Raw genomic sequence first — 22161 nt, 5'->3', positions numbered from 1 at the left:
GGAGTCACTTAATTTATCAATAAAACACCATGAAACCATTTTCTTTTCTTCTGTTGCTACTGGGGGTAAGCCTGTCGCTGACGCAATGCAAGGTCGGTTCACCCCAAACCGCCAAAACCGGCAAACCCATCCGGGTGCTCGTCGTGGGTGGAGGAACGTCGCATAATTTCGGGATGTGGTACCGCAACGTGGATGGCCAGACGTTGAGCCGCGACGGTTTTGCAACGGTCAACTACGTGGGTGATCCCGATTCTATGCTGACCTTTCTGCCCCAGGCCGATGTGCTGTATCTAAGCAACAACCGGCCCATCACCAACCCGGCGGTTCGTCAGGCCATTATGGATCACGCCAACGCGGGCAAAGGCCTGCTGCTTGCCCACGCGGCCCTGTGGTACAACTGGAAAGACTGGCCGGAATACAACCAGAACCTGGTGAGTGGCGGCACGCGCAAACATGATAAGTACGGCCCTTTCGACGTAACCGTGACCAATCCGCAACACCCCATTACGAAGGGGGTAGAACCCAAATTCAACCTGAAGGATGAACGCTACTTTTTTGTTCCGGACCCGGCCGGGCCGGGCATTACGGTGCTGGCCAGTTCGAGCGTCGCCACTTCCGATGTGATTTATCCCTCCGTTTTTCTCGTCAATCACCCCAAAGCCCGCATCGTCGGTCTGGCACTGGGTCACGATGCCGAATCGCACAACCTGCCGGTGTATCAGACGATCCTGCGGAATTCGGTTGCCTGGGCGGCCCGCAAATAGTCTATGGTTTAGTGTTTATGGTTTTTAGTTGGTCGTAATCGTGTAACTATAAACTCTAAGAAGCTGTTTGAACTAAGGCCGGAGGCCTGTCCTGTCAATAGTCAATAGCTGATGGATGCTACTGACTATTGACAGACCGCCCTTCCAAGGCTCTCCCCGGTTAACTCAAACAGCTTGTAAACTGATTTTAACAAAGTTCGTATCATCAATCAACCAAAGTCGTTATGAGTGACCAGAAAATTACCGTTGTCATCGTGGGTATGGGTTTCGGCAAGGAGTTTATTCCCATTTACCTGCAACACCCCAATATCGGCAAGGTGGGCATCTGTACCCGCAATCGCCAGACCCTCGATGATTTGAGAACCAAATACAACCTCGACCCTGACCTCTGCTTCGAGCATTTTGAGGATATACCCGGCCGCGCCGATGTCGACGCCATCCACGTCGTTACACCCGTGCCCGATCACGCCCGGATGACGCTGGCGTCGCTCAATGCCAACAAACATACGGCCTGCACCATTCCGATGGCCATGACCAAAGAGGACTGCAAGGCCATTGTGGAGGCCAAACGGCGGAGCGGCAAAGTATATATGATGATGGAAACCGCCCTCTACACGCGCGAATTTCTGTATGGCCTGAACCTGGCCGAAACGGGCCAACTCGGTCGCATTCAGTTCGTTCGGGGGTCACACATTCAGGATATGAGCATGGAAGGCTGGGGCGAATACTGGAAAGGCTATCCGCCGATGCTCAATGGTACGCACGCCATTTCGCCCCTGCTGCGCATCAACAACACTACCGCCGAAACCGTCGTCTGTCACGGTTCCGGGCGATTGAGCGAGGACCTGGCCAGTCGATACGGTTCGCCCTTTGCCGTTGAAACGGCCACATTTACGCTGAAAGACTCCGACGTTGTGGCCGAGGCTACGCGATCGCTGTTCGACGTCGTGCGGCAATACCGGGAAAGCTACGATGTGTACGGTACCAAAATGTCGTTTGAATGGGAACAGTTGCAGGATGAGGAACACATTATCTTCGACGGGGGTGAGAATGCCCGGCGCATCAACGTGCCGGACACCGACGCGATGCTCATCGAACCGATCAAACATTTCACCAAGCGCGAAAAAATCGACGACCCCAACCACGTTTCATTTTTGCAGGGTGCGGGTCACGGGGGATCGCACCCGCATTTGGTACAGGAGTTTCTGGCCGCCATCATCGAAGGTCGCGACTCGGCGGTAGATGCCGAATTGGCCGCCAACTACACCCTCGCGGGAATCTGCGCCCACGAATCGGCCATGAACGGAGGGGTTCGTGTCACCATTCCAGCGTATTAACTTAATCCTAAGAAATCTAAAAAGTTGGGCGAAGGCGTGGTTTTTGCCCGACTTTTTAGCTTGTTCGGTCTGGCTGCCGGACGGTTTCCAATCCCTATTCCCCGACAACATGATTCAATTTGGCGTTAGTACTTTCGTCTGGGTTTCCCCGTTCACGACCTCCTCGTTCGACCTGCTCTATAAAGTGGCCAATATGGGTTACGATCTTATTGAAGTGGCCGTTGAAGACCCGCACCTGATCGACTGGGGCCGACTCAAACAACTAGCCCGCGAAACGGGTCTAAAAATGACCCTGAGCGGGGCATTTGGGCCAAACCGTGACATCTCCAGCGACGATGCTGCCATTCGCAAAAATGGCCTTACCTACATCGCAGACTGCCTGCGCCTGGCGGAAACGATGGAAAGTCCGATTTTCACGGGGCCGGTTTATTCCGCCGTGGGGAAAACCCGCCTGGTTTCAGCGGAACGCAAACAAGCGGAGCGGGCCTGGTGCCTTGAAAACCTGCACGAAGCCGTTGAGGTCGCTCAGGCGTGTGGTGTTATTCTTGGGCTGGAACCGTTGAACCGCTTCGAGACCGACATGGTGAACACCGCTGAGCAGGCGCTGTCGCTGGTGCGCGAGCTGGGTCACCCCTTTCTCAAAATCTCGCTCGATACGTTTCACAATAACATTGAGGAAAAAAGCATCCCGGCTGCCATCCGGGCTGTCGGGAAAGACCTGCTGTGCCATGTGCAGGGCAATGAAAGCGACCGTGGCACCCCCGGCACCGGCAATGTCGACTGGCCCGGCATCAAAACCGCCTTAACGGACATTGGCTATGAGGGGGCCGTCGTCATCGAAACCTTCGGCGCGCCCTCCGCCGAACTCGCCAAAGCCGCGTCCATCTGGCGACCCCTGGCCGCCAGTCCCGATGAATTAGCCCGCGAAGGGTTAGATTTTTACAAATCGCTCTTTTAGGGATGTATGCAACCATCTATCGTCGTTATTGGGTGTTTTGACACGAAAGGCCCGGCCTTTGCCTTTTTGCGGAATTGCATTCTGGCGCGGGGTGAATCCGTCATTACCATCAACTCCGGCGTCATGGAAACCGCCGTCGATTTCCCGATTGATTATGATTCCGAAGCCGTTGCCGAAGCCGCAAACCAGTCATTGGCGGATCTGCGAACGAGCCGGGACCGGGGTCGGGCCATCGAGGTCATGGGGCTGGGAGCGGCCACCATCGTGGCGCGGCTGGTTCAGTCGGGATGGGTGAAAGGGGCCATCGGTATGGGCGGTGGGGGCGGCACATTCGTGTCCCTCTCGGCCATGCAGCCCATTCCGTTCGGCGTCCCCAAACTCTGCCTCTCGACCATGGCCGCCAAGGATTTAACCCGGCAAGTTGGCACGAAAGACATCACGCTGATGGCATCGGTCGTCGACGTGGCCGGTCTGAATGGCATGTTGTCCCCGCTCATCGAACAGGCCGCAGCGGCCATTTGTGCAATGGGGGCGGTGGTTCCGGCCCTACGGCACAAACCGGTGGGCCGCATTGCCATCAGCATGTTTGGAAACACCACGGACTGCGTGAATTACTGTACCGAACGGCTGGAAGAACGCGGGTATGAAGTGGTCGCTTTTCACGCCAACGGCACTGGGGGGCGCACCATGGAAAGTCTGATCGAGGAAGGCCATTTCGACGCTGTTCTGGACGTAACGACCACCGAGCTGGCCGATGAATTGTGTGGAGGAGTGTGCAGTGCCGGGCCGGATCGGCTAACGGCGGCTGCCCGGATGAACCTGCCCCAGGTGGTGGCACCGGGCTGCCTGGATATGGTTAATTTCAGCCAGCCGGACACGGTTCCGGCGCATTACCGGCACCGGCAACTGTACAGTTGGGCTCCGAATGTAACGCTGCTGCGAACCGATGCCGCTGAAAACGAGCAATTGGGTCGGCTGCTGGCCCGGAAAGTGAATCAGTCGAAGGCGGGCGTAACGGTGGTTCTGCCGCTGAACGGCATTTCGCAGATCGACGCCCCCGGACACGTTTTTTATCAACCCGAGGTAAACCGTGTCCTGTTTTCGGCGATCAAAACGAATGTATCCGAAGCGGTGCGATTAATCGAGTCGCCCGCGCACATCAACGACCCCGCATTTGCCGACATACTGGTCGCCCATTTACTGGAATTAGTACAACCAAAATAAACCAAGACATATCGTATGCCGAACCAATGGACGGGAAAAGGAAACCCCTATACGAGAGCTGAAGTCAGAGCGCGTTTGCAGGCTACGCTGGACAGCCAGAAAGCCATTATTGCCGCGGGTGCCGGAACGGGTATTAGCGCCAAATTCATCGAGAAAGGGGGTGCCGATCTGATTATCATTTACAATTCCGGGCGGTTTCGCATGGCGGGGCACGGTTCTACCGCCGGTTTGATGGCCTACGGCGATGCCAACGCCGTGGCTATGGAAATCGGCGAGTTTGAAGTTTTGCCCGTTGTCGAAGAAATTCCGGTGATTTGCGGGGTACACGGCTCCGACCCCCGCCGACGGATGTGGCACCACCTGCTGAAAGTGAAGGACATGGGCTTTTCCGGCATCAACAATTTTCCGACACACTGCATTGTCGACGGCCACTTCCGGCGGGTGCTGGAAGAAACCGGGATGGGCTTTCAGAAAGAAGTCGAAATGGTGCGGCTGGCGAGCAAAATGGACTTGTTTTCCATCGTCTATGTCGCCACCCCCGACGATGCCCGGCATATGGCCGAAGCCGGTGCTGACGCGATCATTGCCCACGTCGGCACCACGGTTGGTGGTTCCGTCGGGGTGACGGATGCCAGTTGTTCCATGGACGAAGCCGTGGCGCGGACGCAGCAAATCATTGATGCCGCAAAAGAAGTCCGTTCCGACATCTTTTTTCTGGCGCATGGCGGCCCCATCAACACCCCGGACGATGTTCGCCTGGTGCTGGAGCGGACGAATGTGCAGGGTTTTGTGGGCGCTTCATCGCTGGAGCGAATGGGCGTGGAAGAATCCCTGACGGAACTGACCCGAAAATTCAAGTTGCTCGCCCGTTGATGACCGGGGCGTTGCTGCCTGTCCGGCAAACCAACCGAAGGAACTTGGCAGAAGTGTATTCCAGAGAATCAGAGGTGTACCCTGAAAAATACCGGGCGGTTTGTCTGGCCGTGAGAACGTTGGAAATAGGAAATGGCAAGAGCCCGCAGATTGCGGGCTTTTTTTTGGTTTTGAGGAAGGGTTTTGGGGTACTCGTACTGGGATAAGCGAAAGCCTTTGATTTTCAGGTATTTATTGGCAAGTGAATAAGTTTACTTTCACCTGTATATATTGGAAGTCTATAATTTGTGCTTGGTGAGTATCGGTGTTTTGAGTTAGCCTATTACTGGATCTATTTTTGACACTCTTCTGGTTATACAGCCAATTCAATCTGTAAAATAGTTGTACCCAGTTATCGCGATTATTTTTGTGCCTGGATTCCCATTCACCTTAATGACATGACTTTTTCCATTCTCATCTTTCATTCGGTCTACCCCGGCAAACCGCAAATCGCCCTTTGTAGCCTTTCTCAAACCGGAATTTTCCCAGAAGCATCCACTTGCCCGCCCTTGGCCCGCTGGTTAACCGTTAGGGGCTGTTTTCCATCGGCCTGATGGATCGTCACGACTATCTGCCTGTGGTTGCTCTATCTGGATTGTCTGTGAAATGGCCGTCCTGGTCAACGATCTTTTCCCCATTTGTAGAACCCGTGTGCGGGGTTTCTTTCAGAATGAGCGTCCGCAAACGCTGGTCATGCGCATCACCCCACTGCCCGATTGCACCGATGACCGGGATCAGGGATTGGCCAAAATCGGTCAGATAATATTCCACTTTGGGGGGAACAACCGGATAAATCACCTTTCCCACCAGCTCGTGACTTTCCAGTTCTTTCAACTGCACATTCAGCACGCGCCGGGACGCCCCCGGAATTTTTCGCTGCAACTCGCTGGGGCGTTGAAATCCTTCGTTGATAAACCACAACAGTCGCATCTTCCATTTCCCGTAAAGTATTTCGCCGATCAGGTCGAGCCCGCAGTTCAGGTCGGGCAATGTCTTTCTTTCGTACATTCTGCAAAGATAATCATAGGCTTTGGGCGGTTCAATAGGGATAAATTTATCCCTATCTGAATCGTAAGTCCGTACTTGTCAGCCCGTGTCCTACGCCCGAAATTTGCCCTAAACAAATCAGCAGGTCCATGGACTTTACTTTTGAAAATGAACTGGCGGGCAAAATTGCGCTGGTAACGGGCGGCAGCAAAGGCACTGGGAAAGCGATTGCCGATCGCCTGATGAAAGCGGGTGCAACGGTGATCAGTACGGCAAGAAACAAGCCGGAAATTGAAAACAACGGCACCTTTTTTATCGCGGCAGATCTGAGCAAGACCGCAGGAACGCAGAAAGTCGTTGACGCAGTACGGGATCAATTCGGCCATCTGGATATCCTCGTCAATAATATGGGTGGCTCAGAAACACCGGGTGGCGGTTTTGCGGTGCTTTCTGATCAGGATTGGGAGTCATCTATTCAGACCAATTTCCTGGCGCCCGTGCGACTGGACCGCGGATTTTTGCCCGGCATGATCAAGCGCGGTGAAGGGGTAATCATCCACATCGCGTCCATTCAGGCGAAATTGCCCCTGTATGATTCCACGCTTCCTTATGCTGCGGCAAAAGCAGCGCTGGTGAATTACAGCAAAAGCCTTTCCAATGAAGTTTCACCGAAAGGCGTACGGGTGCTCACCGTATCGCCAGGCTGGATTATGACCACGGCATCCGGCAGGATGATGGAGCGTATCGCCCAGAGTTCGGGCGGCACCGCTGAACAGGCCGCTAAGGGGGTCATGGAAGCACTGGGCGGCATTCCCTTCGGCCGTCCGGCCTGGCCCGAGGAAGTTGCCGAGCTGGTGGGCTTCCTGGTTTCGCCCAGGGCAACCTACCTCACCGGCACCGACTATGTGATCGACGGCGGTACCATACCCACGGTATAGGCGGGCCTTTATCAAACCGTTCTTGAAACGAAACTCGTTTAATCAACACAAACCTAAAATTTTATGAAACTTCCAGGCACTATTGAAAGCCTTATCAAGGCACAAAACGATTTGGACAGCACGGCATTCGCTGCGCACTTTACCGAAGAAGCCACCGTTTCCGATGAAGGATCGGTTTATGCGGGCCGAACCGAAATTAAACAGTGGATACAGCAGGCAACGCAGAAGTATCAAATGCAGTTACAACCGCTCGATTACAATCAAACCGGTACCGTGGCCGATCTGACCGTAGAAGTTACGGGCACCTTTGATGGAAGTCCTGCCGTGCTGCACTATCATCTTGACCTTGCTGGTCCATTCATCCGCTCGTTGAGAATTACGGGGTGAGTGTTCAAACCGTACATTCGCCGGCGTTGCTGCGAGAAAACGCATACTTTTGTGCCGGAACCTCCTGCGAAACCTTAAAAGTATCTTACAAATGATGATCGAAAAATCGGGATTGAGATGGGTAATGTTGGCATTGGTCATGCTGTTTTGCTCCGCATTTACCAACGCGCAAAAGTCGGACGTCACCTACAGAAATGACCCGTCTCAGCGAATACGAATTGCACCTGAAAGTGTTTTCAAGATGTTTCGCGAGGCCGGTATGAAGCCCGTCGATCATGGCCTGACGCCTGCCCAGAAAGACAAGGTGAAGAATGCGTTCACGCTGTTGCCACCGCTGCATCAGCGGATTTTGAAACAGCATCTGCACAGCATCAGCTTTATGGATAACATGCCGAACACGGCATTGACATCTCCGGTTGATTCCGCTGGCGTGCCGAAATTGTTCAACATTACCTTCCGGGCGGGTTTACTGGATGAGACCATTTCAGAATGGGCATCGTGGAAAGAAAATACCTGTTTCAAACCGGCAGATGAGGCTGCCTACAAACTACGCATCGAAGGCGGCAATCTGGATGCCATCATTTACGTGCTGCTGCACGAGGCTACCCACATCGTCGACGTGGTGATGGGGGTCACCCCGCAGGCGGCCGAAAAACAGTCCGTTGTTGAACCGACAGCGTTCACCAAAGGTATTTGGCGCACGATGAACGTGCCCGTCGCTCCCTACATCGATTCGCTGCTGGAACAGACCCGTTTCCGAAGCGGAAAAGCCGTGCCGATCAGCCTGGCACCGGAAGTCTACCGAAAGCTCGCGCAGACGCCTTATGCCTCGTTGTATGCAATGGCGGCCTGGTCTGAGGATATCGCTGAACTGGTAACCATCTATCACCTCACCACCCGGTTGCATCAGCCGTTTTATGTGGTCGTTACCAGAGACGGCGTTGAACTGTCCCGATTCGAACCCATGAAGAACGCGCTTGTGAAACAGCGATTGGACCAGCTATCGCAATTCTACGAAAAATGACCTTACATTCTTGTTTGCCACAGTAGCCGTATGCGGCTTGCGCTAGCAGTATGGTCCTCAAACAACTGTTGATCCGGGCTACCCGATACGGGGCTTCCGAATATCACCAGATCTTTGCCTGGTTGCTGTTTAAGTTTGTTCATTACTTCCACTACATTGTCTTTAATCAGCGTCGTATAAAGTATACATTGCTGATTAAACCCGTGCGTTACTTTTTCCAGTAATGAAGCGCCACACTGCCGGATTTGAAAACGAACGTATCCACGAGCTTTAAATCAAGCTTTTCCAATAGACTGCCGCCCTCAATCAATGGCCGGCCTTTGCCCACCATCACCGGATGGACAACCAAATGAAATTCATCGATCAGGTCTGCTGCGATCAATTCCGGCAGTAGGCTGACACTGTCAACTGAAATTTTTTTGCCCGGTTGCTGCTTCAGTTTCCGGAGTTCTGCGACGGGGTTGCTACGAACAAGTCGCGCATGATCCTCCACCTTGTCGAGTGATCGTGAAATAACCACTTTATCGATCGCTGTCAGTCTTTGGGAAAATCTATTTTCATCGGCTGTGCCGGATTGGTTTTTGGCCACATCGCTCCAATAGGGAAACATGAGTTGATACATGATCCGTCCGAAAAAGAGCAGATCAACTTCGGCCAGGATGCTGGTGAAATAATCATGCACCTCTTCACTGGGCTTGAAAATAGTGTGGTCACAATAGCCATCGAGGCTGATATTCATTCCGAATGTTACCGTTCTCATCGTAGTGTTCATTGCATTGACTTTTAGGCTGTAATTCAAAAATAAGCGCTGACATCAACTAGGATTCGGCCGATCGCTGCCAAAACAGGTGCAACGCCCACCGTTTATAAGGGATCAACGTGTCAAAAGTTGTCCGCCTGGTTCGAGCCCAGGTACTCCAGCAACCATACGTTGATTCTTATAAGGATAAAATATCATTCGCAACCACCGTGAGATCATTATTCAGTTGGTGACCCCCGCTGGCTAGTTCGCGGAAAATCGCCCGGGGAAGCTTTTTTCGATATATAGCAAAGTGTGCGAACGGCACCTCCTCATCATCCTGGCAGTGATAGAGAAAAAGAGGAACGTCCTTCGACAACCGATCTGCAAAGTTTTCTGGCAGCTTAAAACCGTCTTTCCACTCTTCATCACCGCTCCAAAATGGTGTAGCGATGAGAAAAACGCCTATAGCCTTTTTCCTGATTTCGTTTTCGGAAAGGTATTTCAACAGCATGGAAGCGCCTAACGAGTGTCCTAACAAAATAAGGTCTCCCTCAATCTGCAAGATTTGGTCGCCAATCTGCTTGATTCTCCCTAAATCCGGAGTGGACTCGCTGGGTAGGCGAGGATAATGCACGGTGTAAGTTTCTCCTAAGATGGTCTGTAACGAATCAACAAGTTTTTTATCAGCCTCGTAGTCTTCTGTACTTCCTCCTCCCTGGATAAACAGCAAATTCTTGTTGGTCCTGCTCATGGTTGTTTGCTATCCAATAGTGTCGAGCAAAGTTAAACCAGCCCCGTTTCTGGCGCCCGGTGCAATTGCGTCAAAAGGAAGGGCAGTTTGCGACTATCTGTCATTTTTTTGCCGATATTCTGGGCCAGAATAAGCCACTTTTTTTGTTTCGATGATTCAGGCTCAGAAAGTGGTCAGGTCTTGAATGCAAGAATTTCCTTTCTCAATTTTCCAATCACAAATGTCTCACGTCCTCATTGAGAAAATTTTAATATTACTTTGATTTGTGATTTGAGCCCCGTTTGGACTGGGCCTTGTACGGCCAGTCTTGAAATACGCAGGGCAGATCGTGGAAAAACACCGCCGACAGAATTTTGGTGATCCTGAGCCACATAAGCCGGAAGGTGACCGCAACTTTCGGTCCTTTTGTGTTTATTTGTTCTTCCTTCAACCCTACCCATGAAACGTTTCACCTACCCCGCCTTACTCCTGATGGTCGGTCTGCTCAGCCTGACCGAAAAATCCGGCACCACCGACTGGCCCGAATACAACGGTGGGCCCGATCGTAACCATTTTTCGCCCCTCACACAGCTACATCCCGGCAACGTCGGGGGCTTGAAGGTCGCCTGGTCGTATGCGTCGGGCGGAGTCGATACGCTCAAAAACAACACCCAGATTCAGTGCAATCCGCTCATCGTCGGCGGTGTGCTGTACGGGGTTTCGGCCGGGTCGCAGGCTTTTGCGCTCGATGCTGCCACGGGTAGGGAGATTTGGAAAACCGCCTTCACCGACGATACTTTCGCCATGAATAGCCGGGGAGTGACCTACTGGACCGATGGGCGGGAGGCCCGGATTTTCTTCGCCTACGGCTCGTTGCTCTACGCCCTCGACGCCCGAACGGGAAAACCGGTGGCCAGTTTTGGGAAAGGCGGAAAAATCAGCTTGAAAGAAGGGCTTGCCCGCCCCGGCGCCGACGAGTACGTGGTGAGCAACACGCCGGGCGTGATCTATAAAAATCTGCTCATCATGGGACACCGGGTGTCGGAGATCGCGCCGGCCCTACCCGGCGACGTGCGCGCCTACGACCTGCGTACGGGACGGCTCGTCTGGACGTTCCACACCATTCCACACCCCGGCGAGTACGGGGCCGACACCTGGCCGAAAGACGGCTACCGCAACTTCGGTGGCGCCAACAACTGGATGGGCATGGCCATCGATCGGCAGCGCGGCATCGTGTACGTGCCCACGGGGACGGCCGCCTTCGATTTATACGGCAGTACCCGGCCCGGCCAGAACCTGTTTGGCAACAGCCTTATTGCCCTCGACGCGGCCACGGGCAAGCGACGCTGGCATTTTCAGACGATCCACCACGACATCTGGGATCGTGATATTCCGGCTCCCCCCAATCTATTCACCGTCGTTCATGGCGGGAAAAAGGTGGATGCCGTTTCGGTTTTATCCAAACAAGGTTTTCTGTTTGTCTTCGACCGGGTCACGGGAAAGCCGCTGTTTCCGATTGAGGAACGACCCATGCCTGCTTCCACCGTTCCGGGGGAAAAAGCCTGGCCCACCCAGCCGATTCCCCTCAAACCCGCGCCTTTTACCCGGCAATCGTTTGCGGAAAGCGACATTAATGATTTTGTAACCGACCGCGACACGGTGCTGGCCCAGCTCCGGCGGTGGCAATCGGGGAAGGAGTTCATTCCTCTGCCCCTGAGTCCCAACCGGACCGTGTTTTTCCCCGGCACCGACGGTGGCGCGCAGTGGGGCGGGGCCGCGGTGGACGAAGCCGGTATCATGTACGTTCCCGCCAAGCAAATTCCGGTCACCATGGCGCTGGTTCCGACCAAAACCGGTTCGGTGTCAGCCGGAACCGTAAATCGCACGGGTAGCCAACTCTACCAAACCCACTGTGCCGCCTGCCACGGCCCCAACCGCGAAGGCAGTCACGACGGTACCTATCCGGCCCTGACAAGCATTTCCCAAAAACGCAACGAGACGTCCGTGGCCCAGGTTCTGGCCAAAGGCCAGGGCATGATGCCGGCCTTCACCCACCTGAAGGAAGTTGAGCGCAAGGCCATCGTGGATTTTCTGTTCGGCAAAACAACGTCCGTCGCCAGCACCGCGGGCCTGAACACCGCGCCCTACCACCACACCGGGTTTACCCGCTGGTACGACCGGGCCGGGTATCCCGTGAGCCGCCCACCCTGGGGCACGCTGACGGCGATCGACCTGAATACGGGCGAACACCAGTGGCAGGTGCCGCTGGGCGAGTACCCCGAACTGGTGGCCAAGGGCATTCCCCCGACGGGCACCGACAACTACGGTGCTCCGGCGGTTACGGCGGGCGGTTTGCTCTTCATCGCTTCTTCCCGTGACGAACTGATTCGGGCTTTCGACCGAAAAACGGGACGAGAACTCTGGCGCGCCAAACTGCCCGCTGCCGGGTATGCCTCGCCGAGTACCTACGCCGTTCATGGCAAGCAATACGTGGTGATTGCCTGCGGGGGTGGCAAACTCAAAACGAAATCGGGGGATCGGTACGTGGCGTTTGCGTTGCCGTAAACAACGACTTCGTCAGTCAGCAGTTGTCTGGCGTTTGATGAGAAAGTTATACTGGTCACTTCATTGCCTTGATCCAGGCCCGAAGCAGTTCCAGACTTTCGGTATGCACCGTTTTTCGACCCAGTTCGGGCATCCGATCACCGGGGTCCGTCGAATACAGGCGGTAGATCAGAATCGATGCCTCGGGTTTGCCCGGTACGATATCGAAGGCGTGACCACCCGACCCGCGCCCTGCGGCAACCGGCGTTTTCAAAATTCCCAACGCCGTGGGGTTCGTTTCTCCAACGCTCAGGTTTAGTCCCGACGTCATGGCTGGCCCCTGAGGGTTATGGCAGTGGGCGCAGTTGATGTCGAGCCAGGCCCGCGCCCGGTCGTTGAGCGAACCGGTTTCCGGCTGGTTCCACACGGGCGTTTTGGGGCAGTCGGCCAGTGGGGGCATGCCCGTTAGCATCCCGGTGCGGTGCCAGTGCAGCAGTTGGTTATCGCCTTTTCCTGTCCCTGCATAGGCCAGATCACCGTTGAGTTGCCGCACCGACGGACCGATGGGAGTCAGGACTTCCTGGCGGTTGTGGCATCCTTTGCACTGGTTCAGGTTGGGAATCCCGTACGCGTGCTGACGGGCGGTCCCCTGTGCATCCACGTACTGAACGGTTTTGGTATCGCCGGCCACTTCCAGCACGGCGTCGGTCTGCTCGGGGTTCCACACATACACCAGCGCTTTCCAACCGCCCGGCTGGTGAACCAGCAACCGCGTTTCCAGCAACCGACGCCCTTTGGCCGGATCGCGGAAATCATGCGGGTAGTAAAAGGTTTTGATCAGCGTGGTGCCGACCGGAAAATGGAGCACCGCTGTATCAGTGTACGTCACCGACTGACCCGGGGGGAGTTGGATGAACCGGAGTTTCTCGGCGTAATCCGAAAACAAAGGCGTGTTCAACGTGTAGGGAACCACCCCGGCGGCTGGTCGCTGGTGGGCAAGATCACCGGTAAAAAAACCGTAGTCCGATAGTTTTTCAGGAACCGTAGCCGATTGCCAGCTGACCAGCGTCAGCCAGAAGGTCAGTAGCCAGGCTGCGATTAGGTACGTGCGCATCCGTTAACGGGCGTTGAGGGCCGGGGCCTTTAGTGGTGGCAGCTGGCAGTCGAACGGGACGGCATCGCGGGACATATTTTTGAAGCCCTGACCGGCATCTAAGGTAATGAGACTTTGATTTTTGTTGTTCCGAATGCAGATGCGTCGGTCGGGCAAGGGCTTGCCGTTTGGTTCCAGCGTGGCCGGGTCCACAATACCGTCGTACAAAATATGCGGCATCTGGGGTCCGGTTTTGAGAATGTCCTTGAAAAGTTCACCCCACGAACCGCGCGCACTGGCTGGGCCGGGGTTGCGCTCGTAGACGTTGTCGTGAATGGAAATCGCCGTCGAGAAAGGGTAATAGGCCTGGTCCGTGATGGTTCGTTGGGTAAACAAGTAGCTAATGATGCCCGTGCCAATGCTTTGGTTGCGAATAAACCGGTTGTTAAAGACTTCAATCCCGTTGGCCGCCAGGATGAGCAGACCGGTTCCCTCCGCAACGCTGGCGACGATGTTGCCTTCGGGGGCAAAATTCGGCAGGTTGTTGTCGTGTACATGGTTATTGAACACGCGCACGTTGCCGCCCTGCTTTTGAACCAGATCGGGCAGGTCGAACACCAGGATACCGCCCGTATTCTCGTAGGCTTCGTTGTCGAACACGTCGGCGTCGCGTGAATTTTCGATCTCGATGCCGGCTACGTTGTGGTAAGCCTTGCTGTTTTTAACGATAATCCCGCGCGACTGCCCCACATAGATCCCCGCGTCGGAAGCTCCGATGGCCGTGCAGCCCTCAATCAGCACGTTGTCGCACTGGACCGGATACAGCCCGTAGCCGCCATTGGTCGACTTGGGAGGTCCCGTCCACTCGACTTTGACGTTGCGGAAGGTAATGCCTTTGACATTCATGGTTTTGATGCCGTCGCCTTTGGTATCCTGAACGGTCAAATTCTCGATAACGATATTTTCACCGTTCGACACGCGCAGGCCCTCGGCTCCGTCGGTCTGGCCTTTAAAGCTGAGCACGGTTTTGTCGATGCCTTTACCGCGAATGACGATGCGCTTTTTGTCCTGGAGTGATAGACTACTGGTGAAAGTGAAAGAACCCGCATCCAGCTCGATGGTGCTGCCGTCATCGGCCATGATCAATTTCGTCTGGTAGCGTTTCTGAACGTCTGACTGGGCGTAGAGCGTAGAAGCATACAGCCAGGTAGTCAGCAGCAATAAGGCCGGTTTCATCAAAAAAGGGTTAGCGTAAGCGAATGCCGATCCACACTAATCACAGGATGTAGTGGACGAGCCTAAAACTACGCCAAAGAAGAATTACTTGCAAATCTCCAGGAACGTAATGGGCCTCTCAAGTGCCTGATAATGGGGACAATGCTTCTCCGTGTTGAACGAACAGGCCCTTGTTTATTTCTGATACCATTGATATATTTCTGAACCAGCCAGTTTAACGCAGGAGAACCACTCCCAGCGCTTATTTGTGACGTCCTGTGCGTAAAGTGGTGGGTGTAATGCCTGTATACTTTTTGAACTGTTTACAAAAATGACTTTCATCAGTGTAACCAAATTCATAGGCAATCTGCGCCAGGCTTAGGGGGCTGTAGAGCAATCGGGCTTCGATAAGTTTGATTTTGTGTTTGATGATATACTGCTTCAGAGATTCCCCCGTCTGCTTTTTGAAAAAGAGGCTAATATAGGCAGGTGCATAATGGAATGCCTCGGCCAGGTTTTCAATTCGTAGTTTGTCTGGCTGGTAAATGTGTTGCCGGATATAGAGGAGCATGGCTTCTACCGAATGGCTTACCAGGGGTCTGGCCGACGTTTGATCGAACAGGTTCCGGGCAAGGATCATCAGCATACAGCGCATGAGACTGTCGCGAATGATGGCAAAGTGGGATGACTGATGACGTTCATACTCGGCTTCCAATACCATCAACAGAGCGTGCAGTTTCTTCTTCTCCTGATTGTCCAGGACAATTGATCCACGACTCTGAGAAGAGGTGGTGAGTAAGGCTTTTATGATCGGTTGTCCGTTGCTGTCTTTCTCCTCACCATAGTGCTTGTGGATCGATTCGTTGAAGCGAATAAAGCAGAACTCGGTTAGTTCCTCAATGGCAAAATCATGGTAATCCTGCGGTCCCAGCAGAAACACGTCGCCCTGAGTATAAGGAAACGCGTTGCCATTCATGTTATGAATCCCCCGGCCTTTGAGTATGAAAATGATTTCGAAGTACGTATGGGTATGTACGGCATGAACCCAGCTCGCGGCTTCGAAATGATAGATGTTAAAGGAAGTATGCAGAATGTACCGTTTCATGTGTCTTCGGAAAGCTATAAATCTACCAGGAAAGAATGGATTTTTACAACTCGTTCCCTTTTCATGGTCGTAGTTTTGTACCAGGAAAAGCTTGTATTCTACCCATATGAAGAAATCTATGAAGTACTTTATTCTCTCCCTGACCGGTTTACTGGGGTTTGTTTTGTCGTTTTCGTTTCGGAGTAAGGCCGACGAATGGGTTTCCCTTTTGGATACTAACCTGACCCAGTGGGAGACTTATCTAAGCTATGCCCATAAACCGGACTATAATGGAAAGATACCAACGGATGCATCGGGCAAGCCGATTCCACCGATTGGCTACAACAAAGACGACACCCATGTATTTTCGGTTTTAAATGAACCCGGTGGCCCCGTCTTGCGGATCAGTGGGGAGACCTACGGGTGTTTGTTTACCCGGAAGGCCTACGAAAACTATCACCTGGTGCTTGAAATGAAATGGGGAGAGAAAAAATATGACCCCAGAAAGAATAAATTACGGGATTCGGGCATCCTGTATCATTCCATTGGCGAAGCGGGTGTGGAATATTTTCGATCGTGGATGCTTTCGCAGGAGTTTCAGGTCATGGAGGGGCACATGGGTGATTTTTGGTGCCAGGCTAATTCCGTCATCGATATCCGCTCTTTTCCATCCGAGGGCATTATGAACCGGGTGGCGGACGAAAAGCAACCGTTCGCGCCCTTCAAAGGGGGCGGTGACTACTACTGCCTGCGGTCGGCCAATTACGAAAGTCCGGCAGGAGAATGGACCCGACTGGAACTGATTTGCTTCGAGGGGAAAAGCCTCCATCTGGTCAATGGCCACGTGGTGATGGTTTTGAAAGATTCGCGCTACAGTAAGCCCGATGGGCAGGAGGTACCCATGCGGCAGGGTAAGATCCAGCTTCAAAGTGAAGCGGCTGAAGTGTTTTACCGTGACATTCGCATCAAACCACTGACTGCCCTGCCCAGGGCATATGCGGACTTATTCTGATACCCGCTGTGCATCGCTCATTATGGTATCCTGATTTAGGAGTCAATGTTTGTTTGATTCGGAGCCCCGCTTTGGCTCCGAATTTTTCTTTTTGTAGGTCTTGACCTTGGCCCAAATCCTGGACAGTCAAACTTGGGGAATCAGGCCTGTATTCTCTTTCCTTTTCATCCGCATTCCGACCTCATGGGGAATTAAGTTGCCAAGTGAGTCGGCACCGGTTCATAGCGATTTTTGTGATTGTTTAAATTACCAAAATCGCCCGAATTTCGCTACTTGCTCACTTGTCCAGTTTTTAGGGCTAAGGTCAGAACCCTGATCACTTTAAAATTAAACGTTTATATACAAGCGTTAGTAAATTTTCCTCTGGTATTCCTTCGTGTCTCCAAAGTTCATATCCCTTGCGAAGCAGTACAAAGGTGGGATTAATGGTAATCTCAAAACTTTGAAAAATATCGGGGTAGGATTTCTCATCAAGAATTATTACGCTAAGTAATTCGCCCAGATCCTGTTGCAGAGAATTGGCCAGAGTTCTTACCAGTACTCGTTTTGGTGGATCGATCCGTTCAGAAGTCATGAAAATTAATAAAATTGCTGATCGATCACGAATCGGCTCTGGAGGTGGATTATTGCGTTTCATTAGACCGTTGTTTACCATTTTGTTGTACCTGTCTCAATTGACGTTAGCAGTAGGGAATTCAATATGGCAATTTAGATAGACAAAAAAACTGACAACCATTAGCAGGAGTCCTGATAGTAAGCAACAGTAGGTATTGTTATTGAATCCTTCCAAAATCCCTCATCTATTTTGTAGGTAAAGTAAGACTCAAAATTCTGAGTCTGATTGCCGGGCTGTTCAATAAAAATTACACGGTTTGATTGTACCTGGTAATCAGGCTTGACTATATTGTATAGTGCTTTCTTCATTTCATAAGACAATCGGGTTAACTGCCTTCAACTGCAGCTAAAAATTAAGGGTAGGTGTATGCTTAGCGACTTATACCGGCATCCATTGATTGACTTGTTTTTTTGATCAACGTGCACATTATAGGCCGCTATGTCGAACTAATGGGCGGTCAGGTTTCATTGCAAAGCAAGTTGAACCTGGGTACAATCGTAACCTTAACTCTTCCATGTGAAGAAAACCAGGCTGTTGATTGAAGACGACACCATGATCCCGAGAAAACCGCTCTTCAAACTGGGTTAGGGGCTATGGAGCTATGGAGTAGAATTCGGCTAATACAGCGCCGGAATCTAAATCAGGGTAGTTGCTAACCTTCTGTATGACAAAAGTCAATAATGGGCTTGACCCCACTCATCGGTTGAGGTAGCAGGGTAAGCTAGTTTGCTTCATTATTTCTTGGGTGGCTTTATAATAGCCGGGGGGACATCAGCCTGCTTCAGGCTCCTCAGAGGTAGGCAACAAAAACCTTTCTCGACTCCTTCACCCTGATCATTTTAAATACCACAACATAAAAAACGCAACTCTTAGTGGGTATGAAAAATAGAGATGTATTCCGTGGGCTCCTTTGCCTGGTATTGACGATTGGATTTTTTAGCTGTTCGGACCACCGGATTCCGGCAGTTTCGCCCGGGTCGGTCACCGATCGGCAACGCATTAAAAAAATAATCCGGGAAGGGCCAGATCAAACCGCAAAGGTCAGTTTGTTTCAGTACGATACCCTGGGTCGACTGAGTTCGATATTTACGTTTCAGACGCCTGACAGCACGGTTTCGCCAGTGGAAACTACTGTCTTCGCGTACAATGCCCAGAACCGGCTTACAGAGGCTCGGCGCGATATCAGCGAACGAACCGGCAGTGCACCTTTTCAATACGAAATCTATACCTATACTTTAAATGAGGCCGGTCAGGTTGTTGAGCTTAGGTATGTCAACAATGTGAGTGAAGATAACATCTGGCTGGTGCATCTTCAGTATCACCCGGACAACCGACTGAAAGGTAGCGTGAAAAGCTTTGACCCGGGGGGAATTAGATACCGTCAGACCAGCAGCTATGTCTTTACAGGGAATAACCTTACTGCTGCCACGATCAATGAATATCTGTTTCGGGTAATTACTTTGTATGATGTCACCCGAACGGCGGTCTTTACCTACGATTCGAAGGTCAATCCTTTCTATGGGTTGTATATCATTCCGGCTCCTTTTACGGGCAGGCTCTCCGATCCGCACTCCGGTAGTTTATCGTACTACACCTATTATGGTGGTGTCGATAACCTGCTTACTTTAAGTCAGAACAATATGCTTTCTGACGGTTCCACGACCTATACGTATACCTACAACAGTTCGAACTTGCCAACGAGCCGAATTCGGGCCACTCCCCATGAAAGTATAGAAACCCTTCACTATGAATACGAGACGTATTAGATTCCGGTAGGCCTTGGTTAACCAGTCGGTAAGCTATATGGGGTCAGAATTTTGGAGAAACAGAGTTGCCATTCTTCCTGTATCCACAACGATCTGCCGATTTTAATTTTTGAAAAATACATTCCTTTAATCATTTGAAGAGCTATGAACACACTTTTAACAGCCTGGATGCTCCGTGTTGCCCGCGGCAATTGGGGGCTCAATTTCGTGATCGTGACGCTGGCCTTCTGGCTGGGAAGTCTTACGGTTTCTCCGGCTCAACTCCTGGATTGGCAGAAGACCCTGGGAGGGACGGATTTTGATAATGGCCGGGCCATCAAGCCTACCTCGGATGGGGGGTATGTGGTGGCGGGAGATACGAAATCTAACGATGGTGATGTCAGTGGTAATCACGGTAATAGTGACGTTTGGGTTACTAGGCTCAATGCCTTCGGGAATGTGGTCTGGCAAAAAGCCCTGGGAGGGACCGGAGATGATTTTGCCTACGCCGTCATTCCAACACCCGACAAGGGGTTTGTGGTGGCCGCAAGCTCGCTTTCCAACAATGGCGATGTGAGTGGGAACCACGGGGAAAGTGATTTTTGGGTGGTAAAGCTCAACAGTGCAGGAGGCATTGTCTGGCAAAAAGCCCTGGGAGGAACCGGTACGGAGTATGCCAGAGCCATCACGACGACGGCGGATGGCGGCTTTGTCGTGATTGGGGAAACGCTTTCCAACGATGGCGATGTGCGTGGTAATCATGGGTGGAGCGATATTTGGGTAGTGAGGCTGAACAGTACAGGAGGCCTTGTTTGGCAGAAGACGATTGGCGGTTCGGGGAGTGAAGGAGCAACGGCCATCATAACGACGGCGGATGGGGACTTTGTCATAACAGGGAAAACATCCTCCAACGATGGCGATGTCAGTGGCAATCACGGTGGGCAATCGGATGCCTGGGTGGTGAAACTTTCCGGTTCAGGGAATGTGGTCTGGCAAAGGGCATTGGGCGGATCAAGTGCCCAGGTCGACATGGCTCTGGCCATTACTCCCTCGCCCGATAATGGGTATATGATAGCCGGAACAACGTCTTCCAACGATGGCGATGTGCTTGGCAATCATGGCAGGTATGATGCCTGGGTCGTACAACTCAACGATCAGGGAAAATTCATCTGGCAAAAAACGTTGGGAGGCACGAGCGATGACATTGCCAATGCCATTACGACCACAGCCGATGGTGGCTTTTTAGTGGCAGGATCCACAAATTCAAACGATGGGGATGTCAGCGGCTTTCAAGGCGGAATTATGGATTTTTGGGTGGTGAAACTCACCCGGTTAGGCCAATTGAGTTGGCAGAAACCACTGGGAGGGACGGACGAAGAATCCGTCTTCGGCATTGCGTTAGCTTCGGATGGCGGCTACGTGGTGGCCGGATATACAGGGTCCGACAATGGCAATGTGACTGTTTTTCATGGAGGACATGATGTCTGGGTGGTTAAGCTCCGGGAGCCGCTCCAGGTTTTGCCTCCTTTTTATAGCTGTCAGACCGGCGAGATCACGTTTCGTACGAAAGGAGGCAATAACACGCCGATCACCTTCACCGCCCCGGGCATTATGCGTGCCTCAGCCGCCGATAAAGCCGGTATCGTTGAACCCGGTTTACGGAGCGATCCGAAAGTAATCCCGATTACCGCGATTCAAAGTGGCCAACCGGTCACGTATAACTTTGATCTGGAAGCGGCCTGTACTACGCTCCGCCCCCCGTTTATTCCCGAACTCATCCAACCCATTCCACCGCAGGTCATGACCCAGGGACAGACGCTGGCCGGAAGAGGTCTAGTCCTGAGCACGTTTATTGTCGATCCTACGCCCTATATGACCCGCTATCCGACCTATGCGTCCGAGTGGGCTTTTGAGGTGAATGGGTTGCCACCGGGTTTGTGGTTAACTACTACCACGTTGGAGTATAGCCCATTGGCCACTATCCAGGGAACACCCACCCAGGCGGGACAGTTTACGGTTACGTTCAGGGCCAGTACGGGCCAGTTTCGCAATCGACCGATCCTGACGACCTTTACCATAACGGTTTTCCCCGCAGGGCCTCTGACTTTGCAGCCGCCCCGCTATGACTGCGGAAGCGGAGCCTTCCACTTCAATACCAGCGGAGGAGACGGCTCATTGATCGAGTACATGGCCGCGGGGATCACGCCCTGGACCGCCAACCCAGATCAATTTGTCGATTTCGCGCTTCGGACAGCGAATGATGTGCAACCTTTTACACTAAAAGCCCGTCAGCATGGGGTGACGGTAACCACCCAGTGGAACCTGAAGACCGCCTGCAGCAGAGCCCGGTTTGGGTCTGGTGAGCCGGATTTGTCCGGCTTACAGGTGCGGCTACTGGGCAACCCACTTTCAGGGTCTTTGGCTGAGGTCGAGATTCGGGGGGCAGAAGGAGAGGGGGTGCAGCTACAGGTGATCAACGCCCAGGGGCAGGTGCTCCACCACAAGCGCATTCAGCAGGTGGGGGCTGTGGAGCAGCAGCGCGTGCCGATTGGTTCCAGTCCGGGCCAGTATCTGCTGGAAGTGGCAACCCTCAGGGAGCGAAAAGTGCTCAAGATTCTCAAATTGTAGGTACTTTCCCGTCTACCGGCTTTATCAATGTGAAGACGCCCAAACCATTCATGAAGTAATTGATCAGAAGCAGATTCCCTTCCCATTAGACTAATTATTTTCAGTTGTCTTTCTTTCATATAAGAAGCTCAATGGGAAAAGAAGTCCGGTGTCTGAGCATAATCAAGTTCACTGCGAAGCACGGTCATGGAACATGATGTAAAAAATAGAGCGCTTTATGT

General features: G+C 52.6%; 19 protein-coding genes. 12 read left to right on the top strand and 7 right to left on the bottom strand.

Going from position 1 to position 22161, the window contains the following annotated elements:
• Positions 1 to 29 precede the first annotated feature (29 nt).
• The 5 genes from FH871_RS20115 to FH871_RS20095 all read left to right on the top strand — a co-directional run bounded on the left by FH871_RS20115 (position 30) and on the right by FH871_RS20095 (position 5156).
• Positions 30 to 764 (top strand): ThuA domain-containing protein, encoded by a 735-nt coding sequence (locus FH871_RS20115; protein WP_138993159.1) that lies wholly within the window; start codon positions 30 to 32, stop codon positions 762 to 764.
• Between the two features lie 224 nt (positions 765 to 988).
• Positions 989 to 2101 carry a Gfo/Idh/MocA family protein gene (locus FH871_RS20110; RefSeq protein WP_138993158.1) on the top strand — a complete coding sequence of 371 codons (1113 nt, stop codon included), beginning with the start codon at positions 989 to 991 and terminating at the stop codon, positions 2099 to 2101.
• 109 nt (positions 2102 to 2210) lie between these two features.
• Entirely contained in the window at positions 2211 to 3059 is an 849-nt protein-coding gene (locus FH871_RS20105) for a sugar phosphate isomerase/epimerase (RefSeq protein WP_229317426.1), read from the top strand.
• Between the two features lie 6 nt (positions 3060 to 3065).
• Complete coding sequence (locus FH871_RS20100) at positions 3066 to 4283, top strand: Tm-1-like ATP-binding domain-containing protein (protein WP_138993157.1); 1218 nt, start codon at positions 3066 to 3068, stop codon at positions 4281 to 4283.
• Positions 4284 to 4298: 15 nt separating this feature from the next.
• Positions 4299 to 5156, top strand: a complete 858-nt coding sequence (locus FH871_RS20095; RefSeq protein WP_138993156.1) for a phosphoenolpyruvate hydrolase family protein — start codon at positions 4299 to 4301, stop codon at positions 5154 to 5156.
• Positions 5157 to 5762: 606 nt separating this feature from the next.
• Here the strand turns inward: FH871_RS20095 and FH871_RS20090 are convergent.
• Positions 5763 to 6203: a helix-turn-helix domain-containing protein gene (locus FH871_RS20090; protein WP_229317424.1), complete on the bottom strand. Its 441-nt coding sequence runs from the start codon at positions 6201 to 6203 to the stop codon at positions 5763 to 5765.
• A gap of 128 nt (positions 6204 to 6331) precedes the next feature.
• Here FH871_RS20090 and FH871_RS20085 point away from each other — a divergent pair, with 128 nt between their 5' ends.
• From FH871_RS20085 to FH871_RS20075, 3 genes are all read left to right on the top strand, one after another.
• The gene (locus FH871_RS20085) at positions 6332 to 7120 is read left to right on the top strand and encodes an SDR family oxidoreductase (protein ID WP_138993155.1); all 789 of its coding nucleotides are present in this window, start codon (positions 6332 to 6334) and stop codon (positions 7118 to 7120) included.
• Positions 7121 to 7183: 63 nt separating this feature from the next.
• The gene (locus FH871_RS20080; protein ID WP_138993154.1) at positions 7184 to 7507 is read left to right on the top strand and encodes a nuclear transport factor 2 family protein; all 324 of its coding nucleotides are present in this window, start codon (positions 7184 to 7186) and stop codon (positions 7505 to 7507) included.
• Between the two features lie 241 nt (positions 7508 to 7748).
• Entirely contained in the window at positions 7749 to 8531 is a 783-nt protein-coding gene (locus tag FH871_RS20075; protein WP_229317421.1) for a hypothetical protein, read from the top strand.
• A 208-nt stretch (positions 8532 to 8739) separates the two neighbouring features.
• On the opposite strand, the gene FH871_RS20065 is transcribed toward FH871_RS20075, so the two are convergent.
• Both FH871_RS20065 and FH871_RS20060 read right to left on the bottom strand, forming a co-directional pair.
• Positions 8740 to 9291, bottom strand: a complete 552-nt coding sequence (locus tag FH871_RS20065; RefSeq protein ID WP_138993153.1) for a dihydrofolate reductase family protein — start codon at positions 9289 to 9291, stop codon at positions 8740 to 8742.
• Between the two features lie 178 nt (positions 9292 to 9469).
• Entirely contained in the window at positions 9470 to 10024 is a 555-nt protein-coding gene (locus FH871_RS20060; protein WP_138993152.1) for an alpha/beta hydrolase, read from the bottom strand.
• A gap of 438 nt (positions 10025 to 10462) precedes the next feature.
• On the opposite strand from FH871_RS20060, the gene FH871_RS20055 reads away from it, so the two are divergent.
• On the top strand, positions 10463 to 12568 hold the full coding sequence (locus FH871_RS20055; RefSeq protein WP_138993151.1) for a PQQ-binding-like beta-propeller repeat protein: 2106 nt from the start codon (positions 10463 to 10465) through the stop codon (positions 12566 to 12568).
• Positions 12569 to 12623: 55 nt separating this feature from the next.
• Here the strand turns inward: FH871_RS20055 and FH871_RS20050 are convergent, their stop codons facing one another.
• The 3 genes from FH871_RS20050 to FH871_RS20040 form a co-directional block, all read right to left on the bottom strand.
• Positions 12624 to 13661 (bottom strand): SO2930 family diheme c-type cytochrome, encoded by a 1038-nt coding sequence (locus tag FH871_RS20050; RefSeq protein WP_138993150.1) that lies wholly within the window; start codon positions 13659 to 13661, stop codon positions 12624 to 12626.
• Between the two features lie 3 nt (positions 13662 to 13664).
• Positions 13665 to 14876, bottom strand: coding sequence for a parallel beta-helix domain-containing protein (locus FH871_RS20045; RefSeq protein ID WP_138993149.1), 1212 nt, complete (start codon positions 14874 to 14876; stop codon positions 13665 to 13667).
• A gap of 241 nt (positions 14877 to 15117) precedes the next feature.
• Positions 15118 to 15960, bottom strand: coding sequence for a helix-turn-helix domain-containing protein (locus FH871_RS20040; protein ID WP_138993148.1), 843 nt, complete (start codon positions 15958 to 15960; stop codon positions 15118 to 15120).
• Between the two features lie 118 nt (positions 15961 to 16078).
• Here FH871_RS20040 and FH871_RS20035 point away from each other — a divergent pair, with 118 nt between their 5' ends.
• The gene (locus tag FH871_RS20035) at positions 16079 to 16951 is read left to right on the top strand and encodes a DUF1080 domain-containing protein (RefSeq protein WP_138993147.1); all 873 of its coding nucleotides are present in this window, start codon (positions 16079 to 16081) and stop codon (positions 16949 to 16951) included.
• 316 nt (positions 16952 to 17267) lie between these two features.
• Here FH871_RS20035 and FH871_RS20030 read toward each other — a convergent pair whose 3' ends face one another.
• Positions 17268 to 17588 (bottom strand): thioredoxin, encoded by a 321-nt coding sequence (locus FH871_RS20030; RefSeq protein ID WP_138993146.1) that lies wholly within the window; start codon positions 17586 to 17588, stop codon positions 17268 to 17270.
• A gap of 857 nt (positions 17589 to 18445) precedes the next feature.
• On the opposite strand from FH871_RS20030, the gene FH871_RS20025 reads away from it, so the two are divergent.
• Together FH871_RS20025 and FH871_RS20020 are read left to right on the top strand one after the other, a co-directional pair.
• The gene (locus tag FH871_RS20025; RefSeq protein WP_138993145.1) at positions 18446 to 19333 is read left to right on the top strand and encodes a DUF4595 domain-containing protein; all 888 of its coding nucleotides are present in this window, start codon (positions 18446 to 18448) and stop codon (positions 19331 to 19333) included.
• Positions 19334 to 19477: 144 nt separating this feature from the next.
• Positions 19478 to 21940, top strand: a complete 2463-nt coding sequence (locus tag FH871_RS20020) for an Ig domain-containing protein (RefSeq protein ID WP_138993144.1) — start codon at positions 19478 to 19480, stop codon at positions 21938 to 21940.
• Positions 21941 to 22161 lie beyond the last annotated feature (221 nt).

It is taken from the genome of Larkinella sp. C7 (assembly GCF_006149005.1).
Taxonomy (GTDB): domain Bacteria; phylum Bacteroidota; class Bacteroidia; order Cytophagales; family Spirosomataceae; genus Larkinella.
This window is presented reverse-complemented; position numbering and strand designations above follow the sequence as displayed.

Excerpts from the sequence above, each read along its gene's own strand:
- FH871_RS20035 (WP_138993147.1), top strand. The coding sequence starts at position 16,079 with ATGAAGTACTTTATTCTCTCCCTGACCGGTTTACTGGGGTTTGTTTTG.
- FH871_RS20025 (WP_138993145.1), top strand. The coding sequence starts at position 18,446 with ATGAAAAATAGAGATGTATTCCGTGGGCTCCTTTGCCTGGTATTGACG.
- FH871_RS20075 (WP_229317421.1), top strand. The coding sequence starts at position 7,749 with ATGTTTCGCGAGGCCGGTATGAAGCCCGTCGATCATGGCCTGACGCCT.
- FH871_RS20090 (WP_229317424.1), bottom strand. The coding sequence starts at position 6,203 with ATGTACGAAAGAAAGACATTGCCCGACCTGAACTGCGGGCTCGACCTG.
- FH871_RS20040 (WP_138993148.1), bottom strand. The coding sequence starts at position 15,960 with ATGAAACGGTACATTCTGCATACTTCCTTTAACATCTATCATTTCGAA.
- FH871_RS20020 (WP_138993144.1), top strand. The coding sequence starts at position 19,478 with ATGAACACACTTTTAACAGCCTGGATGCTCCGTGTTGCCCGCGGCAAT.
- FH871_RS20080 (WP_138993154.1), top strand. The coding sequence starts at position 7,184 with ATGAAACTTCCAGGCACTATTGAAAGCCTTATCAAGGCACAAAACGAT.
- FH871_RS20085 (WP_138993155.1), top strand. The coding sequence starts at position 6,332 with ATGGACTTTACTTTTGAAAATGAACTGGCGGGCAAAATTGCGCTGGTA.
- FH871_RS20065 (WP_138993153.1), bottom strand. The coding sequence starts at position 9,291 with ATGAGAACGGTAACATTCGGAATGAATATCAGCCTCGATGGCTATTGT.
- FH871_RS20100 (WP_138993157.1), top strand. The coding sequence starts at position 3,066 with ATGCAACCATCTATCGTCGTTATTGGGTGTTTTGACACGAAAGGCCCG.
- FH871_RS20050 (WP_138993150.1), bottom strand. The coding sequence starts at position 13,661 with ATGCGCACGTACCTAATCGCAGCCTGGCTACTGACCTTCTGGCTGACG.
- FH871_RS20115 (WP_138993159.1), top strand. The coding sequence starts at position 30 with ATGAAACCATTTTCTTTTCTTCTGTTGCTACTGGGGGTAAGCCTGTCG.
- FH871_RS20030 (WP_138993146.1), bottom strand. The coding sequence starts at position 17,588 with ATGAAACGCAATAATCCACCTCCAGAGCCGATTCGTGATCGATCAGCA.
- FH871_RS20060 (WP_138993152.1), bottom strand. The coding sequence starts at position 10,024 with ATGAGCAGGACCAACAAGAATTTGCTGTTTATCCAGGGAGGAGGAAGT.
- FH871_RS20110 (WP_138993158.1), top strand. The coding sequence starts at position 989 with ATGAGTGACCAGAAAATTACCGTTGTCATCGTGGGTATGGGTTTCGGC.
- FH871_RS20055 (WP_138993151.1), top strand. The coding sequence starts at position 10,463 with ATGAAACGTTTCACCTACCCCGCCTTACTCCTGATGGTCGGTCTGCTC.
- FH871_RS20045 (WP_138993149.1), bottom strand. The coding sequence starts at position 14,876 with ATGAAACCGGCCTTATTGCTGCTGACTACCTGGCTGTATGCTTCTACG.
- FH871_RS20105 (WP_229317426.1), top strand. The coding sequence starts at position 2,211 with ATGATTCAATTTGGCGTTAGTACTTTCGTCTGGGTTTCCCCGTTCACG.
- FH871_RS20095 (WP_138993156.1), top strand. The coding sequence starts at position 4,299 with ATGCCGAACCAATGGACGGGAAAAGGAAACCCCTATACGAGAGCTGAA.